The organism is Bradyrhizobium sp. UFLA05-112, from assembly GCF_053572325.1.
Genome location: NZ_JBANBK010000001.1, coordinates 72,846 through 89,655, shown reverse-complemented (window position 1 = coordinate 89,655; position 16,810 = coordinate 72,846). Strand labels below are relative to the sequence as shown.

At 64.8% G+C, this 16,810-nt stretch carries 14 protein-coding genes; 9 read left to right on the top strand and 5 right to left on the bottom strand.

Translation table 11 applies throughout. The annotated features are described in order from the left end of the window. Positions 1-60: 60 nt before the first annotated feature. Together SO180_RS00435 and SO180_RS00430 are read left to right on the top strand one after the other, a co-directional pair. Positions 61-1,296: a glycosyltransferase family 87 protein gene (locus SO180_RS00435; protein ID WP_449376873.1), complete on the top strand. Its 1,236-nt coding sequence runs from the start codon at positions 61-63 to the stop codon at positions 1,294-1,296. A gap of 144 nt (positions 1,297-1,440) precedes the next feature. Continuing rightward, positions 1,441-2,118 (top strand): TetR/AcrR family transcriptional regulator, encoded by a 678-nt coding sequence (locus SO180_RS00430; RefSeq protein ID WP_027521917.1) that lies wholly within the window; start codon positions 1,441-1,443, stop codon positions 2,116-2,118. A 6-nt stretch (positions 2,119-2,124) separates the two neighbouring features. On the opposite strand, the gene pyk is transcribed toward SO180_RS00430, so the two are convergent. Next, entirely contained in the window at positions 2,125-3,561 is a 1,437-nt protein-coding gene (pyk, locus tag SO180_RS00425) for a pyruvate kinase (RefSeq protein WP_449376872.1), read from the bottom strand. Further along, entirely contained in the window at positions 3,558-4,160 is a 603-nt protein-coding gene (locus SO180_RS00420; RefSeq protein WP_449376871.1) for a DUF1036 domain-containing protein, read from the bottom strand. The genes pyk and SO180_RS00420 overlap by 4 nt, the downstream gene beginning before the upstream one ends. A 160-nt stretch (positions 4,161-4,320) precedes the next feature. Here SO180_RS00420 and SO180_RS00415 point away from each other — a divergent pair, with 160 nt between their 5' ends. The 5 genes from SO180_RS00415 (at position 4,321) to SO180_RS00395 (ending at position 8,332) form a co-directional block, all read left to right on the top strand. After that, positions 4,321-4,623, top strand: a complete 303-nt coding sequence (locus tag SO180_RS00415; RefSeq protein ID WP_449376870.1) for a DUF1244 domain-containing protein — start codon at positions 4,321-4,323, stop codon at positions 4,621-4,623. Positions 4,624-4,818: 195 nt separating this feature from the next. Then, positions 4,819-5,091 (top strand): DUF2312 domain-containing protein, encoded by a 273-nt coding sequence (locus SO180_RS00410; RefSeq protein WP_254099882.1) that lies wholly within the window; start codon positions 4,819-4,821, stop codon positions 5,089-5,091. Between the two features lie 86 nt (positions 5,092-5,177). Further along, complete coding sequence (locus SO180_RS00405; RefSeq protein WP_449376869.1) at positions 5,178-6,944, top strand: adenylate/guanylate cyclase domain-containing protein; 1,767 nt, start codon at positions 5,178-5,180, stop codon at positions 6,942-6,944. A 108-nt stretch (positions 6,945-7,052) separates the two neighbouring features. Then, on the top strand, positions 7,053-7,913 hold the full coding sequence (locus SO180_RS00400) for an AraC family transcriptional regulator (RefSeq protein WP_449376868.1): 861 nt from the start codon (positions 7,053-7,055) through the stop codon (positions 7,911-7,913). Continuing rightward, on the top strand, positions 7,913-8,332 hold the full coding sequence (locus SO180_RS00395) for a DUF1801 domain-containing protein (protein ID WP_449376867.1): 420 nt from the start codon (positions 7,913-7,915) through the stop codon (positions 8,330-8,332). The genes SO180_RS00400 and SO180_RS00395 overlap by 1 nt, the downstream gene beginning before the upstream one ends. A gap of 109 nt (positions 8,333-8,441) precedes the next feature. Here SO180_RS00395 and SO180_RS00390 read toward each other — a convergent pair whose 3' ends face one another. Together SO180_RS00390 and SO180_RS00385 are read right to left on the bottom strand one after the other, a co-directional pair. Beyond that, positions 8,442-10,091 (bottom strand): peptidoglycan L,D-endopeptidase MepK, encoded by a 1,650-nt coding sequence (locus tag SO180_RS00390; RefSeq protein WP_449376866.1) that lies wholly within the window; start codon positions 10,089-10,091, stop codon positions 8,442-8,444. Positions 10,092-10,416: 325 nt separating this feature from the next. Further along, the gene (locus SO180_RS00385; protein ID WP_449376865.1) at positions 10,417-12,159 is read right to left on the bottom strand and encodes a L,D-transpeptidase family protein; all 1,743 of its coding nucleotides are present in this window, start codon (positions 12,157-12,159) and stop codon (positions 10,417-10,419) included. Here SO180_RS00385 and SO180_RS00380 point away from each other — a divergent pair. Then, positions 12,143-12,892 carry a pentapeptide repeat-containing protein gene (locus tag SO180_RS00380; RefSeq protein ID WP_449376864.1) on the top strand — a complete coding sequence of 250 codons (750 nt, stop codon included), beginning with the start codon at positions 12,143-12,145 and terminating at the stop codon, positions 12,890-12,892. The two genes, SO180_RS00385 and SO180_RS00380, sit on opposite strands and share 17 nt — an antisense overlap. Before the next feature lie 153 nt (positions 12,893-13,045). Here the strand turns inward: SO180_RS00380 and SO180_RS00375 are convergent, their stop codons facing one another. Then, the gene (locus tag SO180_RS00375) at positions 13,046-14,548 is read right to left on the bottom strand and encodes a sigma-54-dependent transcriptional regulator (RefSeq protein ID WP_449376863.1); all 1,503 of its coding nucleotides are present in this window, start codon (positions 14,546-14,548) and stop codon (positions 13,046-13,048) included. Positions 14,549-14,672: 124 nt separating this feature from the next. Here SO180_RS00375 and SO180_RS00370 point away from each other — a divergent pair, with 124 nt between their 5' ends. Further along, entirely contained in the window at positions 14,673-16,568 is a 1,896-nt protein-coding gene (locus tag SO180_RS00370; protein ID WP_449376862.1) for a M3 family oligoendopeptidase, read from the top strand. Positions 16,569-16,810 lie beyond the last annotated feature (242 nt).

Below are 16,810 nucleotides of genomic sequence, written 5' to 3'. Positions count from 1 at the left end.
CGGGATTCCGGGGCTCTTTCATTTCAGCCGCTGCGCGCGACGAGTTGAGGGGAATGCAGCATGGCCGAACTCGCTTTGAGTCCGCCGTCAGGCCTGCGGCCAGGCTCGGTCCCGTCCGTGCTGTTCAACGTCTGCCTCGTGCTGCTTGTTCTCACGCTGCTGCATTTCCCGCTCGCCTATATCTCGCACTCCTGGATCTACGACGCGAACGGGTTGGGTAACCCCACCGACTTCGTGAACGTGTGGGCCGCCGGCAGGCTGGCGCTCGACGGCAACGCGATACAGGCGTGGGACTGGCAGGTGCAGAAGCAGGTCGAGGTCGCCGTGCTCGGGCAGGATTTCTCCGGCTATTTCGCGTGGCATTATCCGCCGCCGTTCCTGTTCGTCGCCGCCTTCCTCGCGCAATTTCCTTATGCCGTGGCTTTCGCGGGCTGGGCCTTCGCCAGCATGCTGCCCTATGTCGCGCTGATGCGCGCGATCGTCGGGCGCAGCTTCGGTGTCATGCTTGCGATTGCGTTTCCCGCGACCTTCGACAATCTTGCGATCGGGCAGAACGGCTTTCTGACTGCCAGCCTGATCGGCGGCACGCTGTATCTGTTGCCGCGTCATCAGGTGCTTGCTGGAATTTGTCTGGGCCTTCTCACCTACAAGCCGCAATACGGCCTGTTGTTTCCGCTTGTCCTTGTCGCGAGCGGAGAATGGAAAGTCTTCGTCTCGGCGGCTATTACCGCGGTGTGCGTTGTGCTGACGTCGATGCTCGTGTTTGGCGTCGAGAGTTGGGTCGCATTCTTGCATTGGATGCCAATGATCTCAAAGGCGGTTCTCTCTGAGGGGGCGGAATCCTGGCTGAGGCTTCAGAGCGTGTTCGCGATGGTGCGCTGTCTTGGCGGTAGCGAGACGCTCGGTTGGGCATTGCAGGCGGTGGTGGCTTCTGCCGTCGCGATCGGGCTCGTGCTGATGTGGCGCAGCAAGGTGCCTTACGCGCTGAAGGCGGCTGCGCTTGCGACCGGCACGCTGCTGTGCTCGCCCTACACGTACATGTATGATTTCGCGGTGCTGGCCATTCCTGTCGCCTGGCTTGTGCGTGCCGGATATGATGATGGCTTCCGTGCTTACGAGCCCTGTGCGCTCGGCTTCATGCTTGCGCTGCTTGCGAGCTTCCCGTTTCTGAAAATCCCCGTCGGGCTTGCGGCGACGCTGATCGTTGCCGCGCTCATCGTCGCCCGTGCGGTCGCCGATTGGCGTGAGCTGCCGGCGTCCCCGGCGGGCCTCGCCTCGTCCACTGCCGCGTCTTGAGCTGGCAGATCAACTTCGCACATTTGAGGTCTTGTCATCCGCTCTGAATAGTTGTTCAGTTCTTGCGGGCGATTTGCAGCGAAAACAGTGAAGAATCGTTCGGCCGAAACGCGCGGCCAGGCGCGTGGGGACAGGAAGCGCGCCATGGTTTACCGGCGGACCCATCAAGTGGTGAAACGCCTAGCTGCCCGGCGCAGCGCCATTCTGGCGGCGGCACGGGAGGCGGCAGCGGAAGGCGGCATGGTGGCGGTGCAGATCGCCCCGGTCGCGATCAGGGCCAACGTCGCGGCGGGAACGGTCTACCGCTATTTCCCTTCGAAAGCCGATCTGATCTCCGAGCTGATTGCCGAAGTGTCGCGCGACGAACTCGCCGCGATTCGCCGGGCGGCCGACGCCGCGCCCGGTCCGTCCTCGGCACTGGCGGCGGCCGTTACCACGGTTGCGGTGCACACGCTTTCCCAACGCAAGCTCGCCTGGGGCATTCTGGCCGAGCCCGTCGACGTCGATGTCAGTGCCTCCAGGCTTGCGAGCCGGCGCGAAATCGCGGGCGAAATCGCCTCCCGGATCGACGCTGCCGTGCGTGCCGGCCACCTGCCGGCGCAGGATACTGCCCTGGCGGCAACGGCGCTGCTCGGGGCGCTGCACGAGGCGCTGGTCGGGCCGCTCGCGCCCGACAATCTGGAGGATCCGGTCAAGCTGCGCGATGCCGTACAGACGGTCACGCTGCTGGCGCTGCGTGCCGTTGGCGTGATGGATGCCCGCGCCCGTGGCCTCGTGGTGCAGCAGACGGTGTTGCCGGCGAAGGCATTGGTGGGGGCTTAAGGCCCCTCACATATTCGCGTCGCCCTCGGGGCCGACGGAGGCGATCCGCACCATGTTGGTGGTGCCGGGGATGCCGAGCGGCACGCCCGCGACGATGATCACGCGCTGGCCGGCGCGGACAAAGCCATCGCGAAACGCGATCTGGCCGGCGCGGTTGACCATGTCGTCCTGGTCGCGCGCGTCTTCCGCCACCACGCAATGCACGCCCCAGACCACCGCGAGCTTGCGTCCCGTCGTCATGTTCGGCGTGATCGCGACGATCGGCGCCTTTGGACGTTCGCGCGCCACGCGGATCGCGGTCGAGCCGGAGCTGGTCCAGCAGATCAGTGCCGGCAGGTCGAGCGTATCGGCCATCACGCGCGCGGCGTCCGCGATCGCATCGCCCACTGTCGCTTCCGGATCCGGCCGCTGGGCCATGATCACGGACCGATAGGTCGGGTCGCGTTCGACCTCCTCGCCGATGCGGTTCATGGTCGAGACCGCTTCGACCGGAAACTTGCCGGCAGCCGATTCGGCCGACAGCATGATGGCGTCGGCGCCTTCATAGACGGCGGTCGCGACGTCGGAGACCTCGGCGCGGGTCGGCACCGGCGCCTGGATCATCGATTCCAGCATCTGGGTCGCAATCACCACCGGCTTGCCGGCGCGGCGCGCCATCCGCGTCATCTGCTTCTGAAGGCTCGGCACGCGCTCCAGCGGCAGCTCGACGCCGAGATCGCCGCGCGCCACCATCAACGCATCGGAGGCCTCGATGATGTCGGCGAGGCGGTCGATCGCCTGCGGCTTCTCGATCTTGGCCATCACGGCGGCACGGCCGCGGATCATCTTCTTGGCCTCGATGACGTCGTCGGCACGCTGCACGAAGGACAGCGCGATCCAGTCGATGCCGGTCACCAGCGCCGCCTCGAGATCGGCGCGGTCCTTCGGCGTCATCGCCGAGACCGGCAGGTCGGTATCGGGCAGGCTGACGCCCTTGCGGTCCGACATCTTGCCGCCGACCACGACGCGCGTCACCGCGTGCTCTTTCGTGGTTTGCTCCGCGATCAGCCGCACCTTGCCGTCATCGAGCAGGAGCGCATGGCCGGGCCGGAGCGCAGCCAGGATCTCCGGATGCGGAAGGTGGACGCGGGTCGTGTCGCCCGGCGCCTTGTCGGAGTCCAGCGTGAAGGTCTGGCCGTTCTGGAGCTGCACGGCCCCTTCGGCGAACGAGCCGAGCCGGAGCTTCGGTCCCTGGAGGTCGACCAGGATGCCGATCGGCCGCCCATAGCTGGACTCGACATTGCGGATCGTCGCCACCAGCTCCCGCATCTTGTCATGCGGGGTGTGGCTCATATTGATGCGAAAGATGTCGGCACCGGCCTCGAACAGGCGGCGGATCGTCGCGAGGTCCGAAGAGGCAGGTCCCAGGGTCGCGAGAATCTTGATACGGCGAAGTCGCCTCATGGCTTATTTCCAGGCGGGGGCGGGGGTGCTGGCGCGAGGCCAGGCGAGCCCGGGGGCGTAGCACCCGGCGGGCTATTGGGCAAACCCGGAACGCCGCCACCCGGGCCAACCGGTCCCGGCAGGCCAGGTACCCGCTGCTGCGAAGGCTGTTCGTTGGCGTCGGTCAGTTGCACCGTCCAGGCGCGCTGCTCGCCGGTGTCGACCTCGAAATAGCCAGTTCGGTCGTAGCCGCGGGCGAGGCAGTCCTCGGTGCCGCGGATGGTGAACTCCTTGTCCCGCGAGCACATGAACGCTTGGCCCGACCATTCACCGCCGCGGTCGTAATCAATCGCGTAGATGTAATAGTAGCGGGCGACCAGCGTGCCCCGCAGCAGCGTCTCGCAGGAGCGGGACGAGATGTTCCACCAGCCTTCCGTGGTCCACCCCTCTGCGTCCTTGTAGCCGAGCGCGATCCCGACCCGGCTCGAGGTGTTGTTGCAGAGGCGGAAGTCGGCCGAGGCGGGGCTCGCCGACAGGCACAGCAACGCAATCGCCAGCGCCGGGGCGAGGCGGACGAGCCATGTGGAGAGGCGCTGGAAGGCGGGAGATTCGGCGATCATTGTCGCGGGAAGCTATATCAGATCATTGACGATTTGGCGTAGAGCGCGGGAACTGCCCAACGACCGTCCAAGGGTCCCGTTTGCACCGGGATATGGCAAAATCTGTGACAAAGGCCTACCTAGTCCCGTAACGGTCAGTCCGGACAGCGAGGTCATCGTCATGACAATCGACGACAAAACCAGAACAGAGCTCGAAGCGGCGGCCTTTCGGCGCCTGGTCGAGCATCTGAAGGCGCGGACCGACGTCCAGAACATCGATCTGATGAATCTCGCCGGCTTCTGCCGCAATTGCCTGTCGAATTGGCTCAAGGACGCCGCCGACGCCCAGGGGGTGGCTCTCAGCAAGGACGAGAGCCGCGAAGCAGTCTACGGCATGCCCTATGAGACCTGGAAGGCGAAGTACCAGGGCACGGCCACGCCTGAGCAGCTCGAGGCCATGAAGAAGGTCCATCCCGGGCATTGAGCCCCGCTTCGAGGGGTAGAGTCGTTCGCAGCACAACCGGTTTTTGGCTCGCCGCGACACGAAGATGTGGGTGCGCTGTGGACGAGCGCGATGCTGCCTTGACGTAACGGCTGGCAAACCTAAGGGTCAAACCAGCACGCGCGGTGCGAGGACGCCGGCGTTACCTCACCTTGCCAGTTCCATCAGGAGTACGAGATGGCCATTGCCACCGCCGTCAACGAAGAAGCGCCCGCCACGAAATTCGCCAAGGATCAACTCCGCTCCATCATCGAGCGCATCGAACGGCTGGAGGAAGAGAAGAAGGCGATCTCCGACGACATCCGCGACGTCTATGCCGAGAGCAAGGGCAATGGCTACGACGTGAAGGCGCTGCGCACCATCGTGCGCCTGCGCAAGCAGGACCCCAACGAGCGCGCCGAGGCCGAAACGATCCTCGAGACGTACATGCAGGCGCTGGGAATGCTCTGACGGCCGGTACGGCCTTTCAATTGCGGCGTACCAAACCTAGGCAAAATCCGCTTCTCTGCTAAGCTGCTCGGTGAAGGGACCGAGTAATGGATGCGCCTGGACCAGAGCGCAGGCTCGCCGCGGTCCTCGCCGCTGACATGGTCGGCTATAGTCGTCTCATGGAGGCCGACGAGGCCGGCACGCTCGCGCGCCTCAAGACCCACCGGATCGAGCTCATCGATCCGGTTATCAGCCGCAATCGCGGACGCATCATCAAGACCACGGGCGACGGCCTGCTCGTCGAATTCCACAGCGTCGTCGACGCCGTGCTTTGCGCGGCCGAGGTTCAGCGCCGCATGGGTCGGCGTAATGCCGACGTTGCGGCTGGACGGTGGATACAGTTTCGCATCGGCATCAATCTGGGCGACGTGATCGTCGACCAGAACGACATTTTCGGCGATGGCGTCAACGTTGCAGCCCGGCTGGAGGCGCTGGCCGAACCTGGCGGCATCTGCATCTCGAGCGCGGTTCGCGACCAGCTCGGCCAGCGTCTCGATGGCATCGACTTCGACGATCTGGGCGAGCAGAACGTCAAGAACATCGCGCGACCCATCCGCGTCTTCCGCGTGCGGCTGAACCAGGAGATGGCGGGCGCGCTGGACGGGGCGACGGACACCGCGCCCGCGCCGGGCGTTTCGAAGAAGCCTTCGATCGCCGTGCTGCCCTTCGCCAACATGAGCGGCGATCCGGAGCAGGAGTTTTTTGCCGACGGCCTGACCGAAGACATCATCACCGAGCTGTCGCGCTTCCACGATCTGCTGGTCATCTCCCGCAACTCGACCTTCGTGTACAAGGGCAGGGCGGTGAAGGTGCTGGACGTCGCCCGCGAGTTCGGCGTCGACTATGTCGTCGAAGGCAGCGTGCGAAAGGCGGGAGGGCGCGTGCGCGTCACCGTGCAGCTGATCGACGCCGAGACCGACCGGCACATCTGGGCCGATCGCTATGACCGCGAGCTCGAGGACATCTTCGCGATCCAGGACGAGATGACCCGCGCGATCGCCGCGACGCTGCCCGGCCGCGTCGAGGCGGCGAGCCATGATCGCGCGAAACGCAAGCCGACCAACAATATGGCGGCCTACGAATGCGTGCTGGCCGCCAAGATCCTGCACCACCGCTCGAACCGCGACGACAATGCGCACGCGCAGTCTCTGCTCGACCGCGCGCTTTCGCTCGACGCGAACTACGCCCATGCGCACGCCTGGAAGGCATGCGTCCTCGGCCAGACCTGGGTCTACGGCTGGTGTGCGGATCGCGACCTGACCTTCCAGCACGTGTCGTCCGAGCTCGAGACCGCGCTGGCGCTCGACGACAATGACAGCGACGTCCATCGCATCCTCGCCGCGCTCAATCTGAACCGCGACGACCATGACAGGGCTGCCTACCATCAGGAACGGGCCCTCGCGCTCAACCCGAACTATGATCTCGTGGTGGTGCAGCAGGGCGAGCTGCTGACCTGGCTAGGCCGGCCGGAGGAAGGCATCGACTGGATCAAGAAGGCGATGCGGCTCAATCCCTATCACCCCGAACGCTTCTGGAGCCATCTCGGGCGAGCCTATTATTGTGCCGAGAAATATGCCGAAGCCGCCGAAGCTTTTTCACGGATCACGCGGCCCGACCATACCCATCATGCCTTCCTCGCCGCGATCTTCGCGCAGATGGGCAACTCGGTTGCGGCCGGCGCCCACGCGGCCGAGGTTCTCAAGCGCGAGCCGGCATTTTCGGTCGCCAATCATGTCATCAGCCAGCACTATAAGCGCGAGGTCGACCGTCAGCGCTACGAGACGGGCCTTCGCGGGGCCGGCCTGCCGGCCTGATTGCTGAGCTACCGGCGCGCTGCCGATGCAGCCGCTACCCGCAAATCCGCAAGATTTGTCGGAATGCTCCGTGCGATACTGTCGCAGGGCAGATCGAGATCGGGGCCGATGAATAGACCGCAAACGCAAGCAAGCTATGAGGCGCGCCTGACGCGTGTCGTCGACCACATCTATGCGCATCTGGACGATGACATTCGCCTCGACGACCTCGCCGAGATCGCGTGCATCTCGCGCTATCACTGGCATCGCATCTACGTGGCGATGCGCGGGGAGACGATCACTGCAACGATGCGTCGCCTGCGCCTGCTTCGGTCTGCGGACCGTCTCGCCAATTCGAGCGAGCCGATCAAGGCGATAGCGGAGCGGGCCGGGTATGGCGCCGTTGACGCCTTTGCGCGCGCGTTCAGAGACGCCTACGGCATGACGCCGGCCGACTACCGCGCCAATGGCAGCCACGCGGCGTTCAAGGCCGCGACGCGTGAGCAGGACGCCGAAGAGTTTCCCGTCGACATCGTGGCGCTGCCTCCGACGCGCTGTGCGGCCGCGCTACATGTTGGATCCTACATGCAGATCGACAAGGCGATGACACGCCTATTCTCGGAGCTGGGATCTCGCCGGTTGCTCAAGCCCGGCCAGGAGATGCGGGCAGCTTTCCTGGATGATCCCGATCTCGTTGCCGTCGATCAATTGCGCTCGAAGGCGTGTACGCCGGTTGCGGATGACGTGATTGTTCCGTCCTCTCTGGAAGCCATGACCTTGCGCGGTGGCGTGTACGCGCGGCTCTCCTATAGGGGGCCGTACGCCGACATGAAGGACGCTTATCGCTGGCTGCTCGGCGTTTGGTTGCCATCATCAGGCCATGAGAGCGACGATGCACCCATCTTCGAGACGTATCGCAACAATCCGATGGAGGTAGCGCCCAGCGATCTCCTCACCGCCATCCATCTGCCACTGAGCGATCGGCCGTGATGGTGCCCCCACTACCGCGCGAGGTGAGCCGCGCCTTCGAAGCCTTTCCACCGCCGATCCGCCGGCGTCTTCTCGACGTGCGCAAGCTCATCTTCGCGACCGCCAGGGCGCTCGACGACGTCGGTGCGCTGACCGAGACGTTGAAATGGGGCGAGCCGGCCTATCTCACCGAACATTCCGGAAGCGGAAGCACCATACGGCTCGGCCGCGTGAAAGAGTCCGATGATCACGCCGCTGTCCTGTTCAATTGCAAGACGACGCTGATCGAAGCGTTTCGCGAGCGTTTTCCGGATCAGTTCGAATATCGCCAGAACCGGGCATTGCTGCTGCCTGTTTCGGGCACGCTAGCGAAGCAGCCGCTCGCGGTCTGCCTGTCGCTGGCGCTCACATATCATCTCGATCGCCGCGGCCGGAGATAGTTCGCAGCCCGGATGGAGCGTTGCGTAATCCGGGAATCTTTCAGCGCGCAACAACTCCGGATTTCGCTGCGCTCGATCCGGGCTACGAAAGCAATGTCGCGGGAAGTGGTCAGCGCAGCGCGGCGGTGCGGACCACGAAGGACGTGGTTTCGAGCTTGGCGGTCGCCGAGCCCGAGAAGCTGTCGCAGGACATGCCCTGCATCGGATCGTCGGTGAAGCCCATCGCGACGACGGCCTGCGGCTTGATGAAGTAGGCGCGCATCGCGATCATGTCGATATCGCCCATCAGCGTCACCGACATCGCGCGGCTGGCGCTCGGGGCCAGCATCACGATCTTGAGCCACATGCTCTCGCCCTTGGCGGCCGAGAGTCGCGTCGAGGTCGCGATCATGCCCTGCTCGCCCTTGGTGACGACGGTGTTGATCTCGGTGGCGGGGGCGAGGTTGCGGGTCGCAGCAAGCGGACGGGCCGCGCGCGGGATCGGCGCGGAGGCGGCGACGACGTTGCCACGGTCGACCGGTGGGGCGGCGGCCGGCGCATAGGCCAGCGCCTGATAGGCCGATGAAGAAACGCTTGCGGTCGCCTGCGGATCGGTCGCCGAGGCCAGTGCCTGGCGCGCCCTGAGCGCCGCGACCTGGGCCGGCGTCGCCTGCTGCGGAGCCGCCGGCGCATCCCAGAAGCCGCGGGCGTTGATGATGTCGGCGGGCGTCTGCGGTTTCGCTTCGGTTGATTTGACCTCAGTCGATTTGTCGGCGGCGGGAGCAGGCTTCGGCTTGGGCGCCTGCACGACCTGCATGTCGGCCGCGGCGAGCTGGATCGCGGCCGGAAGTTGCGGCTTGGCGCGCGGCGTCGGCACCGGATCGGTGGGCTTCTCAGCGGTTTTGGCAGGCGCTGCCGCGGCCACCACGGTCGGCGCTACAGGCTTGGCACTGACGGCCGGTGCGCCCTCGTCATCCTCGTCGCTGGCGGGGGCCGATTTGCCCTTGAACAACGCTGCCAGGAAGCTCGGCTTGCCGATCGTCGCGGCGTCATCGCCATTGCCGCGCCGCTCGATGTCGGCCTTGGCGAGCTCATAGCCCTTGAGCGGCGTGCCATCGGTCGGCAGGTGTACGGTGCGTCCGTCCGGGAAGACACGGGCGAGCTGGTCATGCGTCATGCGCGGCCAGTGCCGGATGCTGCCGGTGTCCAGATGCACGAAAGGCGAACCGGAGGTCGGGTAGAAGCCGACCCCGCCGCGTTGCAGGCGGAGCCCTGCGAAGCGGATCTGCTCCAGCGGCACGCCCGGAATGTAGAAGTCCATTGCATGCCCCAGCATGTGCTGGCTGAAGCGCGCCACGCCTGAGGAGCGGCGGCGAAGCATGGCGTTGGTGGCGGGGGAGCGGTAGGAGGAGACGATCTGGATCGGCTGCCTGCCGTCGACGTCGCGATAGACCTCCCAGAGGATATCGAAGAGGTGGCGGTCCATCACGGTCTCGTCCTGGCTGCGCCAGTCTCGGAGATAGTGATTGAGCTGCTTCAGCGCGCCCTCGTCATAGCGCCCGTCGCGCTTGAAGGTGACGGTGAGGTCCTCGCCGGAATGGGTGTGGTGGAAGGAGAGGGTGCGGGTCTCGTTCAGCGCGGTCGCGTCGTGCACGTTGCCGGCGCCGGCAAGCAAAAGCAGCGAGGTCAGGCCGATCCGAGAACCGGCCATGACTCCCGCATGGGACAACGACACCGCAACGAATTGGCGTGCGAAACCAGTCAGCACGAATGAGCCCACCCAGTCGACGAGCGTTCAAATGGACTCTCTCCCGCCAACCCCGCTAGCGCGCGAAAGAGGATGAACGCTTTCTTAAAGCGAGAAGGTTAATTTGAGGTTTACCTTCCCGCCCCCAACCCAACGAGATCCCAAGAGGGATCCCAAGTCGAAAACCCAAGTCGAAACCCAAGTCAGGGTACAGACCTAACCGGTCGAGTGTGGCGAAAAAACGCCCCCCGCGGCGGGGCTGGTGGACAATGGTTAACGTTAAACGATCCCGTCGGACGACGGGATCGTTGATTTCATTGACGAATTTTCTTTTTGGCGCGAGCCCGGCCGGTAGGGATCAGCGGGTGAAAACGCGCTGCTGGCGCCGGCCGACCGGAGCCGGCGGCGGGGTCGGCGGTCCGAACAGCCGCTCGAAAAACGACGGTCCGGACGAGAAGCCGCCTCCGAAGCCGCTATTGGCGACCGCGACGCCAGAGGGCAGGGTCGTGGCAGGCCGCGAATAGCTCGGCTGCGAATGGGCGACGACGTTCTCGAGGTCCTTGCCACGGCTGTTCTTCAGGATGCTGATCATGGTCGCGTCGCGGCCATAGACGTCCCTGCGGAGTTGCAGCTTGCCACCGTCGTCCACGAACGCGGTCTGGTAGGTGATGTTGACCGGGATCGGGGTGGGGAATTTCAGATCGATCTCGCTGGAGCCGTACATGCTGCGGATCCGCTCCGGCGTGTAGTGCTCGTTCGGCATCGTGATGTTGAGCAGCACGGAGGCGTACTGATCCGGGTTCTGCACCCGCATGCAGCCATGGCTGAAGGCGCGCTCTTCCTTGGCGAACAGGTACTTGTCCGGCGTGTCGTGCTGATAGACCAGGAACTTGTTCGGGAAGTTGAAGCGGACGCGGCCGAGCGCGTTGGCTTCACCCGGCGGCTGCGAGATGTGCACGGAGCCGTCGCGGTTCTGCTCGAGGCGCAGGCCCATGCGCTGGAGCACGGTCGGGTCCTGCTGCAGCGCCGGCAGATATTCGTTGTAGACGATCGACGGCGGCACGTTCCAGGTCGGGTTGACCGTGATGTACTTCATCGTCTCGCTGAGCAGCGGGGTGGCGTGCGTCCCCGGCTTGCCCGTGACCACGCGCGTGGTCCAGACCTGCTGGCCGCGCTGCATGACCTTCAGCGTGTAGTCGGGAATGTTGAGGATGACATAGGCATCGCCGAGCGACGGCACGCCGAGATCGCGCGGCAGCCAGCGCCAGCGCTCCATGTTCACGAGCACGGTGTCGATCTGCCTGTCGCGCTTCGGGCTGTTCAGAGCCCTCACGGTCGGCGCGTCGAGGACGCCGGTCGCCTTCATTTCGACGCCGTCCTGGAATTTCCGCACGGCTTCCGCAACCGTCGCGTCATAGTGGTCGTCGTTGGCATTCTCGGTGATGCCGAGCTTGGCGCGGAGCTGCGGTACGCGCGGATCCTGGACGACGACTTCCGCCCGCTTCTTGCCGCGCGCCGGTGTGTACCTCAGCGCCGGGCCGTCGGTGATTTCGATCACCGGGCCTTCGCCCTGGCCGCGGAGCTGGGCGAGCTTCGCCTTGAGCTCCTTGTAGAGCTTCTGCGGCGGGTTGTAGCCGTCGAGTGCTATGGACGCATCAGACGCGGTCGTGACCTTGGTCAGCACCTCGCTCGGGTCGACCGGATGCTCGGGATAAAGGATGTCGGCGCTGACCTGCGACCAGTGCATGCGGCCGCTCTGCGCCTGGCGCGCATAGTCCAGCATGCTGGCGGTGAGCTTGAGCTCGGCCTCGGCGAGCGCATCGGGCGTCGTGGCTGCCGCGAAATCCGGCACCGGATAGTCGGCGGCGTTGAGCCCGTCGGACGCGGCATCCTTCAGCCGTGCGATCACGCCCTTAGCCGAAGCGCTGAGGCTGCCGCCTTGCGTCCAGACCGGCGCGAAGTCACGCGCGCCGTAAAACTTCTCGACGGCGGCGCGCTCGTTCTTGCGATCGAAATAACGCGAGCTCTTGGCGCCGAGCGCGTCCTTGATCTTGTCGGCAACCGGCTGATCGGCGGCGGGAACGTTGCTCGCGGCCTTCACCGGTTCGGCGGCCGGCTCTTTCGCGACATCCTTCGGCGGCTCGGCCGGTGCTGCAGCGGTCGCTGGCGCGGCCGGCGCGGTCGCAGCTTCGGTCTTTGCCGGTTCAGACTTGGAAGGTTCAGACTTGGAAGGTTCAGACTTGGAAGGTTCAATCTTGGAAGGCTCGGTCTTGGCGGGCTCGGTCTTCGCCGTCTCGTTCTTCGGCGCCTCGGTGGCAGGCGTCGTGGCGACGTCAGAAGGCTTGGTTCCGACCTTGTCGGGCGCCGGGGCAGCTTCCGCCTTCACGGGCTCCTTGCTGCTTGCGTCCCTGGCCGGCTCCTGCACGGTCGCGGTCGTGTCGAGCTTGATGTCGGCGGCGGTCGGAGGCGGGACGTTAGCCGGTTCTGGGCGCGGGATCGCGGCTTCGATCGCGAGCTCCGCGGCGCTGCTGCGCGGCTGGTCCTGGGCCAGCGCCGAAGTGGCCGACACCGTGAGGAAGGTCGCCGCGACCGTCATCAGCACGCGGTCAAAGCCTGCACGGTTGTTCAAACAGTCTCGCATCGTGACACACCCCTCGGGTGAACCGTCCCCATGGAACGGATTCACTGGACAGATTCGTTATCGTCTAACAGCTTCGGCCAATCGCGCCGGCTTCTCGAAAGTTGCACGCCTGCACGCAACGATTCTTACGCAGACGATATACAGGCCCCGTTTTTGCAGCCAGCGCCACCCGGGACAACTCACGACAAACTGACTTCAAGGAAGCCTCTTGGCAACGGATTGTGCGCTCCTGCCAAGCGCTTTTCCCTTTGTCTGTCACTTCCCGGTCACGGTTCAAATCGCCCGCAATGCGAAGGACTTGCGCCCCGTTTAGGCCATAAAGGGAACGTCGTTCCGCGAGTCCTGCTCAGTGCGTCTCCTCGCCGCTTTTGCCGCCAGATCCTTGGACGCCGGCTTCGTCGAGTTTGCGGTAGAGCGTAGAGCGGCCAATTTTGAGGCGGCGCGCGACCTCCGACATCTGCCCGCGGTAATGCGAGATCGCGAAGCGGATGATTTCGTTCTCCATCTCCTCCAGAGGCCGTACTTCCCCGGTGCTGGTCAGCATCGCGAGGGAGCCGGCGGCGGGCAGTGGGGCGATCGGTATTTCATTACCTGAAATCATGGTGGGCGCCATCGGCGCGACCGGCTCCAGCATCAGCGGCGCCATCGGAGCGTCGGTCATCTGTTGCGGGTGCGCGGCAAGCAGCGGGAAATCGTCGAGGCCAAGCCGGTCGCCTTCGCTCATGACCACCGCGCGATAGACCGCGTTCTCGAGCTGGCGGATGTTGCCGGGCCAGTCGAGCGTTGAGAGATGCGCCATCGCCTCGCCGCTGATGCCGGTGATCGAGCGGTTCTCCTCCGCGGCGAACCGCGCCAGGAAATGCCGCAGCAGATGCGGGATGTCCTCGCGCCGCGCGCGCAAATTCGGGATCGTCAGCGGCAGGACGTGAAGGCGGTAGAACAGGTCCTCGCGGAAGTGGCCCTGCTTCACCCGGTCCAGGAGCTTGCGATTGGTCGCGGAAATGATGCGGACGTCGACCTTCACCGGCTTGCGCCCGCCGACAGCCTCGACAGCGCCCTCCTGGAGTGCGCGGAGCAGCTTGACCTGCGCGGTCAGCGGCAGCTCGCTGACCTCGTCCAGAAACAGCGTGCCGCCATGGGCCTCGACGAACTTGCCGGCGTGCCGCTCGGTCGCGCCGGTGAAGGCGCCTTTCTCATGGCCGAACAGGATCGACTCGACGAGATTGTCGGGGATCGCGCCGCAATTGACCGCGACGAACGGCTTTGCCTTGCGCTCGCCGCTGCCGTGGATGGCGCGTGCGAACATCTCCTTGCCGACGCCGGAGTCACCTTCGATCAGCACGGGAATCGAAGAATTTGCCGCCTTCTGCGCGGTGCGCATCACATGCGCCATCGCGTCGCTGCGGGTGATGATGTCGGAGAACGTCAGCCGGCCCTCGCGGCTGTGCCGGATCCGCTGCAATTCGCCCTTGAGCGCGGACGCGTTGAGCGCGTTGCGCAAGGAGACCTGGAGGCGCTCCATGCCAACCGGCTTGACCACGAAGTCGGCCGCACCTGCGCGCATCGCCGAGATCACGTTGTCGATGCCGCCATGCGCGGTCTGGACGATGACGGGCACGCTGAGGCCAGCCTCTCGGATCTTTGCCAGGACGCCCATGCCGTCGAGGCCGGGCATCACGAGATCGAGGATGACTGCGTCGACGGCGGGAGCGTCGGGCGCGGTGAGGGCGGCGAGCGCGGCATCGCCGGAATCGACGATGATCGTTTCATAGCCGCATTTCTGCACCATGTTCTCGACCAGGCGGCGCGCGACGGCGTCGTCATCGGCAATCAAAATACTGGCAGCCATGGTGTTCCCCGCACGCTACAACTATCTGTCTCGAATCGGGGCACTCTGGCCGAAGCCGATTAACGTACTCTTAAACCTTGCTGACCCCATCCATTGCGATCGTTGAACACAGGTTTCCAACACGATGACTTCGCGCTCCAAATCCGCACTTAGCAAGTCCGCTCTTAGCACGTCTGCTCTCCGCAAGCCGAACACCAAGAAAGCCGCCGCCAAAGCAAAACCCTCCGGCAAAGCTGTGAGCAAAACCGGCAAGCTTCCGGAGTGGAACCTCGCCGACCTCTATTCCGGGATCACCGCGCCGGAAGTGGCGCGCGATCTCGAGAAGATGGATGCCGATTGCGTCGCGTTCGAGACCGACTACAAGGGCAAGCTCGCGACAGGGACAGCAAAGGAAGATGGCGGAAAATGGCTCGCGGAGGCCGTGCGGCGGTACGAGGCGATCGACGATCTCGCCGGCCGGCTCGGCTCCTATGCCGGGCTCGTCCACGCCGGCGACAGCGTTGATCCCAAGATTTCAAAGTTTTACGGCGATGTGTCAGAGCGACTGACGGTCGCCTCGACCCATCTTCTGTTCTTCGCGCTCGAGCTCAACCGCATCGATGACGATATCTTGACCCGTGCGATGCAGGCTTCCGAGCTCGCGCATTATCGCCCCTGGATCGAGGATTTGCGCAAGGAGAAGCCGTATCAGCTCGACGACAAGCTCGAGCAGCTCTTCCTGGAAAAGGCGCAGACCGGCTACTCGGCCTGGAACAGGCTGTTCGACCAAACCATCTCCGGCCTGCGCTTCAAGGTCGGGCCCAAGGAGCTCGCGATCGAGCCGACGCTGAATCTCTTGCAGGACCGCGACGGCGCCAAGCGCAAGACTGCGGCGGAAGCTTTGGCAAAAACCTTCAAGGCCAATGAGCGCACCTTCGCGCTGATCACCAACACGCTCGCCAAGGACAAGGACATCTCCGACCGCTGGCGCGGCTTCAAGGACGTCGCGGATTCCCGACATCTGAACAACCGCGTCGAGCGCGAGGTGGTGGATGCGCTGGTCGCCTCGGTGCGCGCGGCCTATCCAAGGCTGTCGCACCGCTACTACGCGCTGAAGGCGCGCTGGTTCAAGAAGAAGCGGCTCGCCTACTGGGATCGCAACGCCCCTCTGCCCTTTGCCGCGACCGATACCATCGCCTGGCCCGATGCGAGGAACATGGTGCTGACGGCCTATCGCGGCTTCTCGCCCAAGATGGCCGACATCGCCGAGCGCTTCTTCAGTGATCGCTGGATCGACGCGCCGGTTCGTCCCGGCAAGGCGCCGGGCGCCTTCTCGCATCCGACCACACCGTCGGCGCACCCTTACGTGCTGATGAATTATCAGGGCAAGCCGCGCGACGTGATGACGCTTGCGCACGAGCTCGGCCACGGCGTGCACCAGGTGCTGGCGGCCAGGAACGGCGCGTTGATGGCGCCGACACCGCTGACGCTGGCCGAGACCGCCAGCGTGTTCGGCGAGATGCTCACGTTCAAGCGGCTCCTTGCCCAGACCAAGAATGCAAAACAGCGCCAGGCGCTGCTCGCCGGCAAGGTCGAGGACATGATCAATACCGTGGTGCGGCAGATCGCGTTCTATTCCTTCGAGCGCGCCGTGCACAGCGAGCGCAAGAGCGGCGAGCTCACCGCGACGCGGCTAGGCGAGATCTGGCTCTCGGTGCAGGGCGAAAGTCTCGGTCCCGCGATCGAGATCAAGGCGGGGTATGAGAACTACTGGATGTACATCCCGCACTTCATCCATTCGCCGTTCTATGTCTACGCCTATGCATTCGGCGATTGCCTCGTGAACTCGCTCTATGCTGTCTACGAGAATGCCGCTGAGGGTTTCGCCGAGCGCTACCTCGATATGCTTGCTGCCGGCGGCACCAAGCACTACTCCGAGCTGTTGCGGCCCTTCGGGCTCGATGCCAAGGACCCGAAATTCTGGGACGGCGGTCTTAGCGTCATCGCCGGGATGATCGACGAGCTGGAGGCGATGGGCTGAAGCTGCGCGAACGCTGCTTCGGCTCTCGACGGGACTGACGGGCGCCGCGGCTGCGACATTTTTTCGCGAACTCGGCAATGTGCTCCTGGACGCGGTACCGCGCACGCCTCCCTTGTTGGTGGAATCGGTCTCGAACGACGTCATTGCCCTGCATTTCAGTGCATCTTGCAGCCTTCACACCCTTCTTCCAGCCGGTACGTTTCCAGGCCACCTTCGAGACGGGACCGGAGATCCTGCTACGT

Coding starts and splice junctions, on each gene's coding strand:
- SO180_RS00435 (WP_449376873.1), top strand. CDS start 61: ATGGCCGAACTCGCTTTGAGTCCGCCGTCAGGCCTGCGGCCAGGCTCG.
- SO180_RS00430 (WP_027521917.1), top strand. CDS start 1,441: ATGGTTTACCGGCGGACCCATCAAGTGGTGAAACGCCTAGCTGCCCGG.
- pyk (WP_449376872.1), bottom strand. CDS start 3,561: ATGAGGCGACTTCGCCGTATCAAGATTCTCGCGACCCTGGGACCTGCC.
- SO180_RS00420 (WP_449376871.1), bottom strand. CDS start 4,160: ATGATCGCCGAATCTCCCGCCTTCCAGCGCCTCTCCACATGGCTCGTC.
- SO180_RS00415 (WP_449376870.1), top strand. CDS start 4,321: ATGACAATCGACGACAAAACCAGAACAGAGCTCGAAGCGGCGGCCTTT.
- SO180_RS00410 (WP_254099882.1), top strand. CDS start 4,819: ATGGCCATTGCCACCGCCGTCAACGAAGAAGCGCCCGCCACGAAATTC.
- SO180_RS00405 (WP_449376869.1), top strand. CDS start 5,178: ATGGATGCGCCTGGACCAGAGCGCAGGCTCGCCGCGGTCCTCGCCGCT.
- SO180_RS00400 (WP_449376868.1), top strand. CDS start 7,053: ATGAATAGACCGCAAACGCAAGCAAGCTATGAGGCGCGCCTGACGCGT.
- SO180_RS00395 (WP_449376867.1), top strand. CDS start 7,913: ATGGTGCCCCCACTACCGCGCGAGGTGAGCCGCGCCTTCGAAGCCTTT.
- SO180_RS00375 (WP_449376863.1), bottom strand. CDS start 14,548: ATGGCTGCCAGTATTTTGATTGCCGATGACGACGCCGTCGCGCGCCGC.
- SO180_RS00370 (WP_449376862.1), top strand. CDS start 14,673: ATGACTTCGCGCTCCAAATCCGCACTTAGCAAGTCCGCTCTTAGCACG.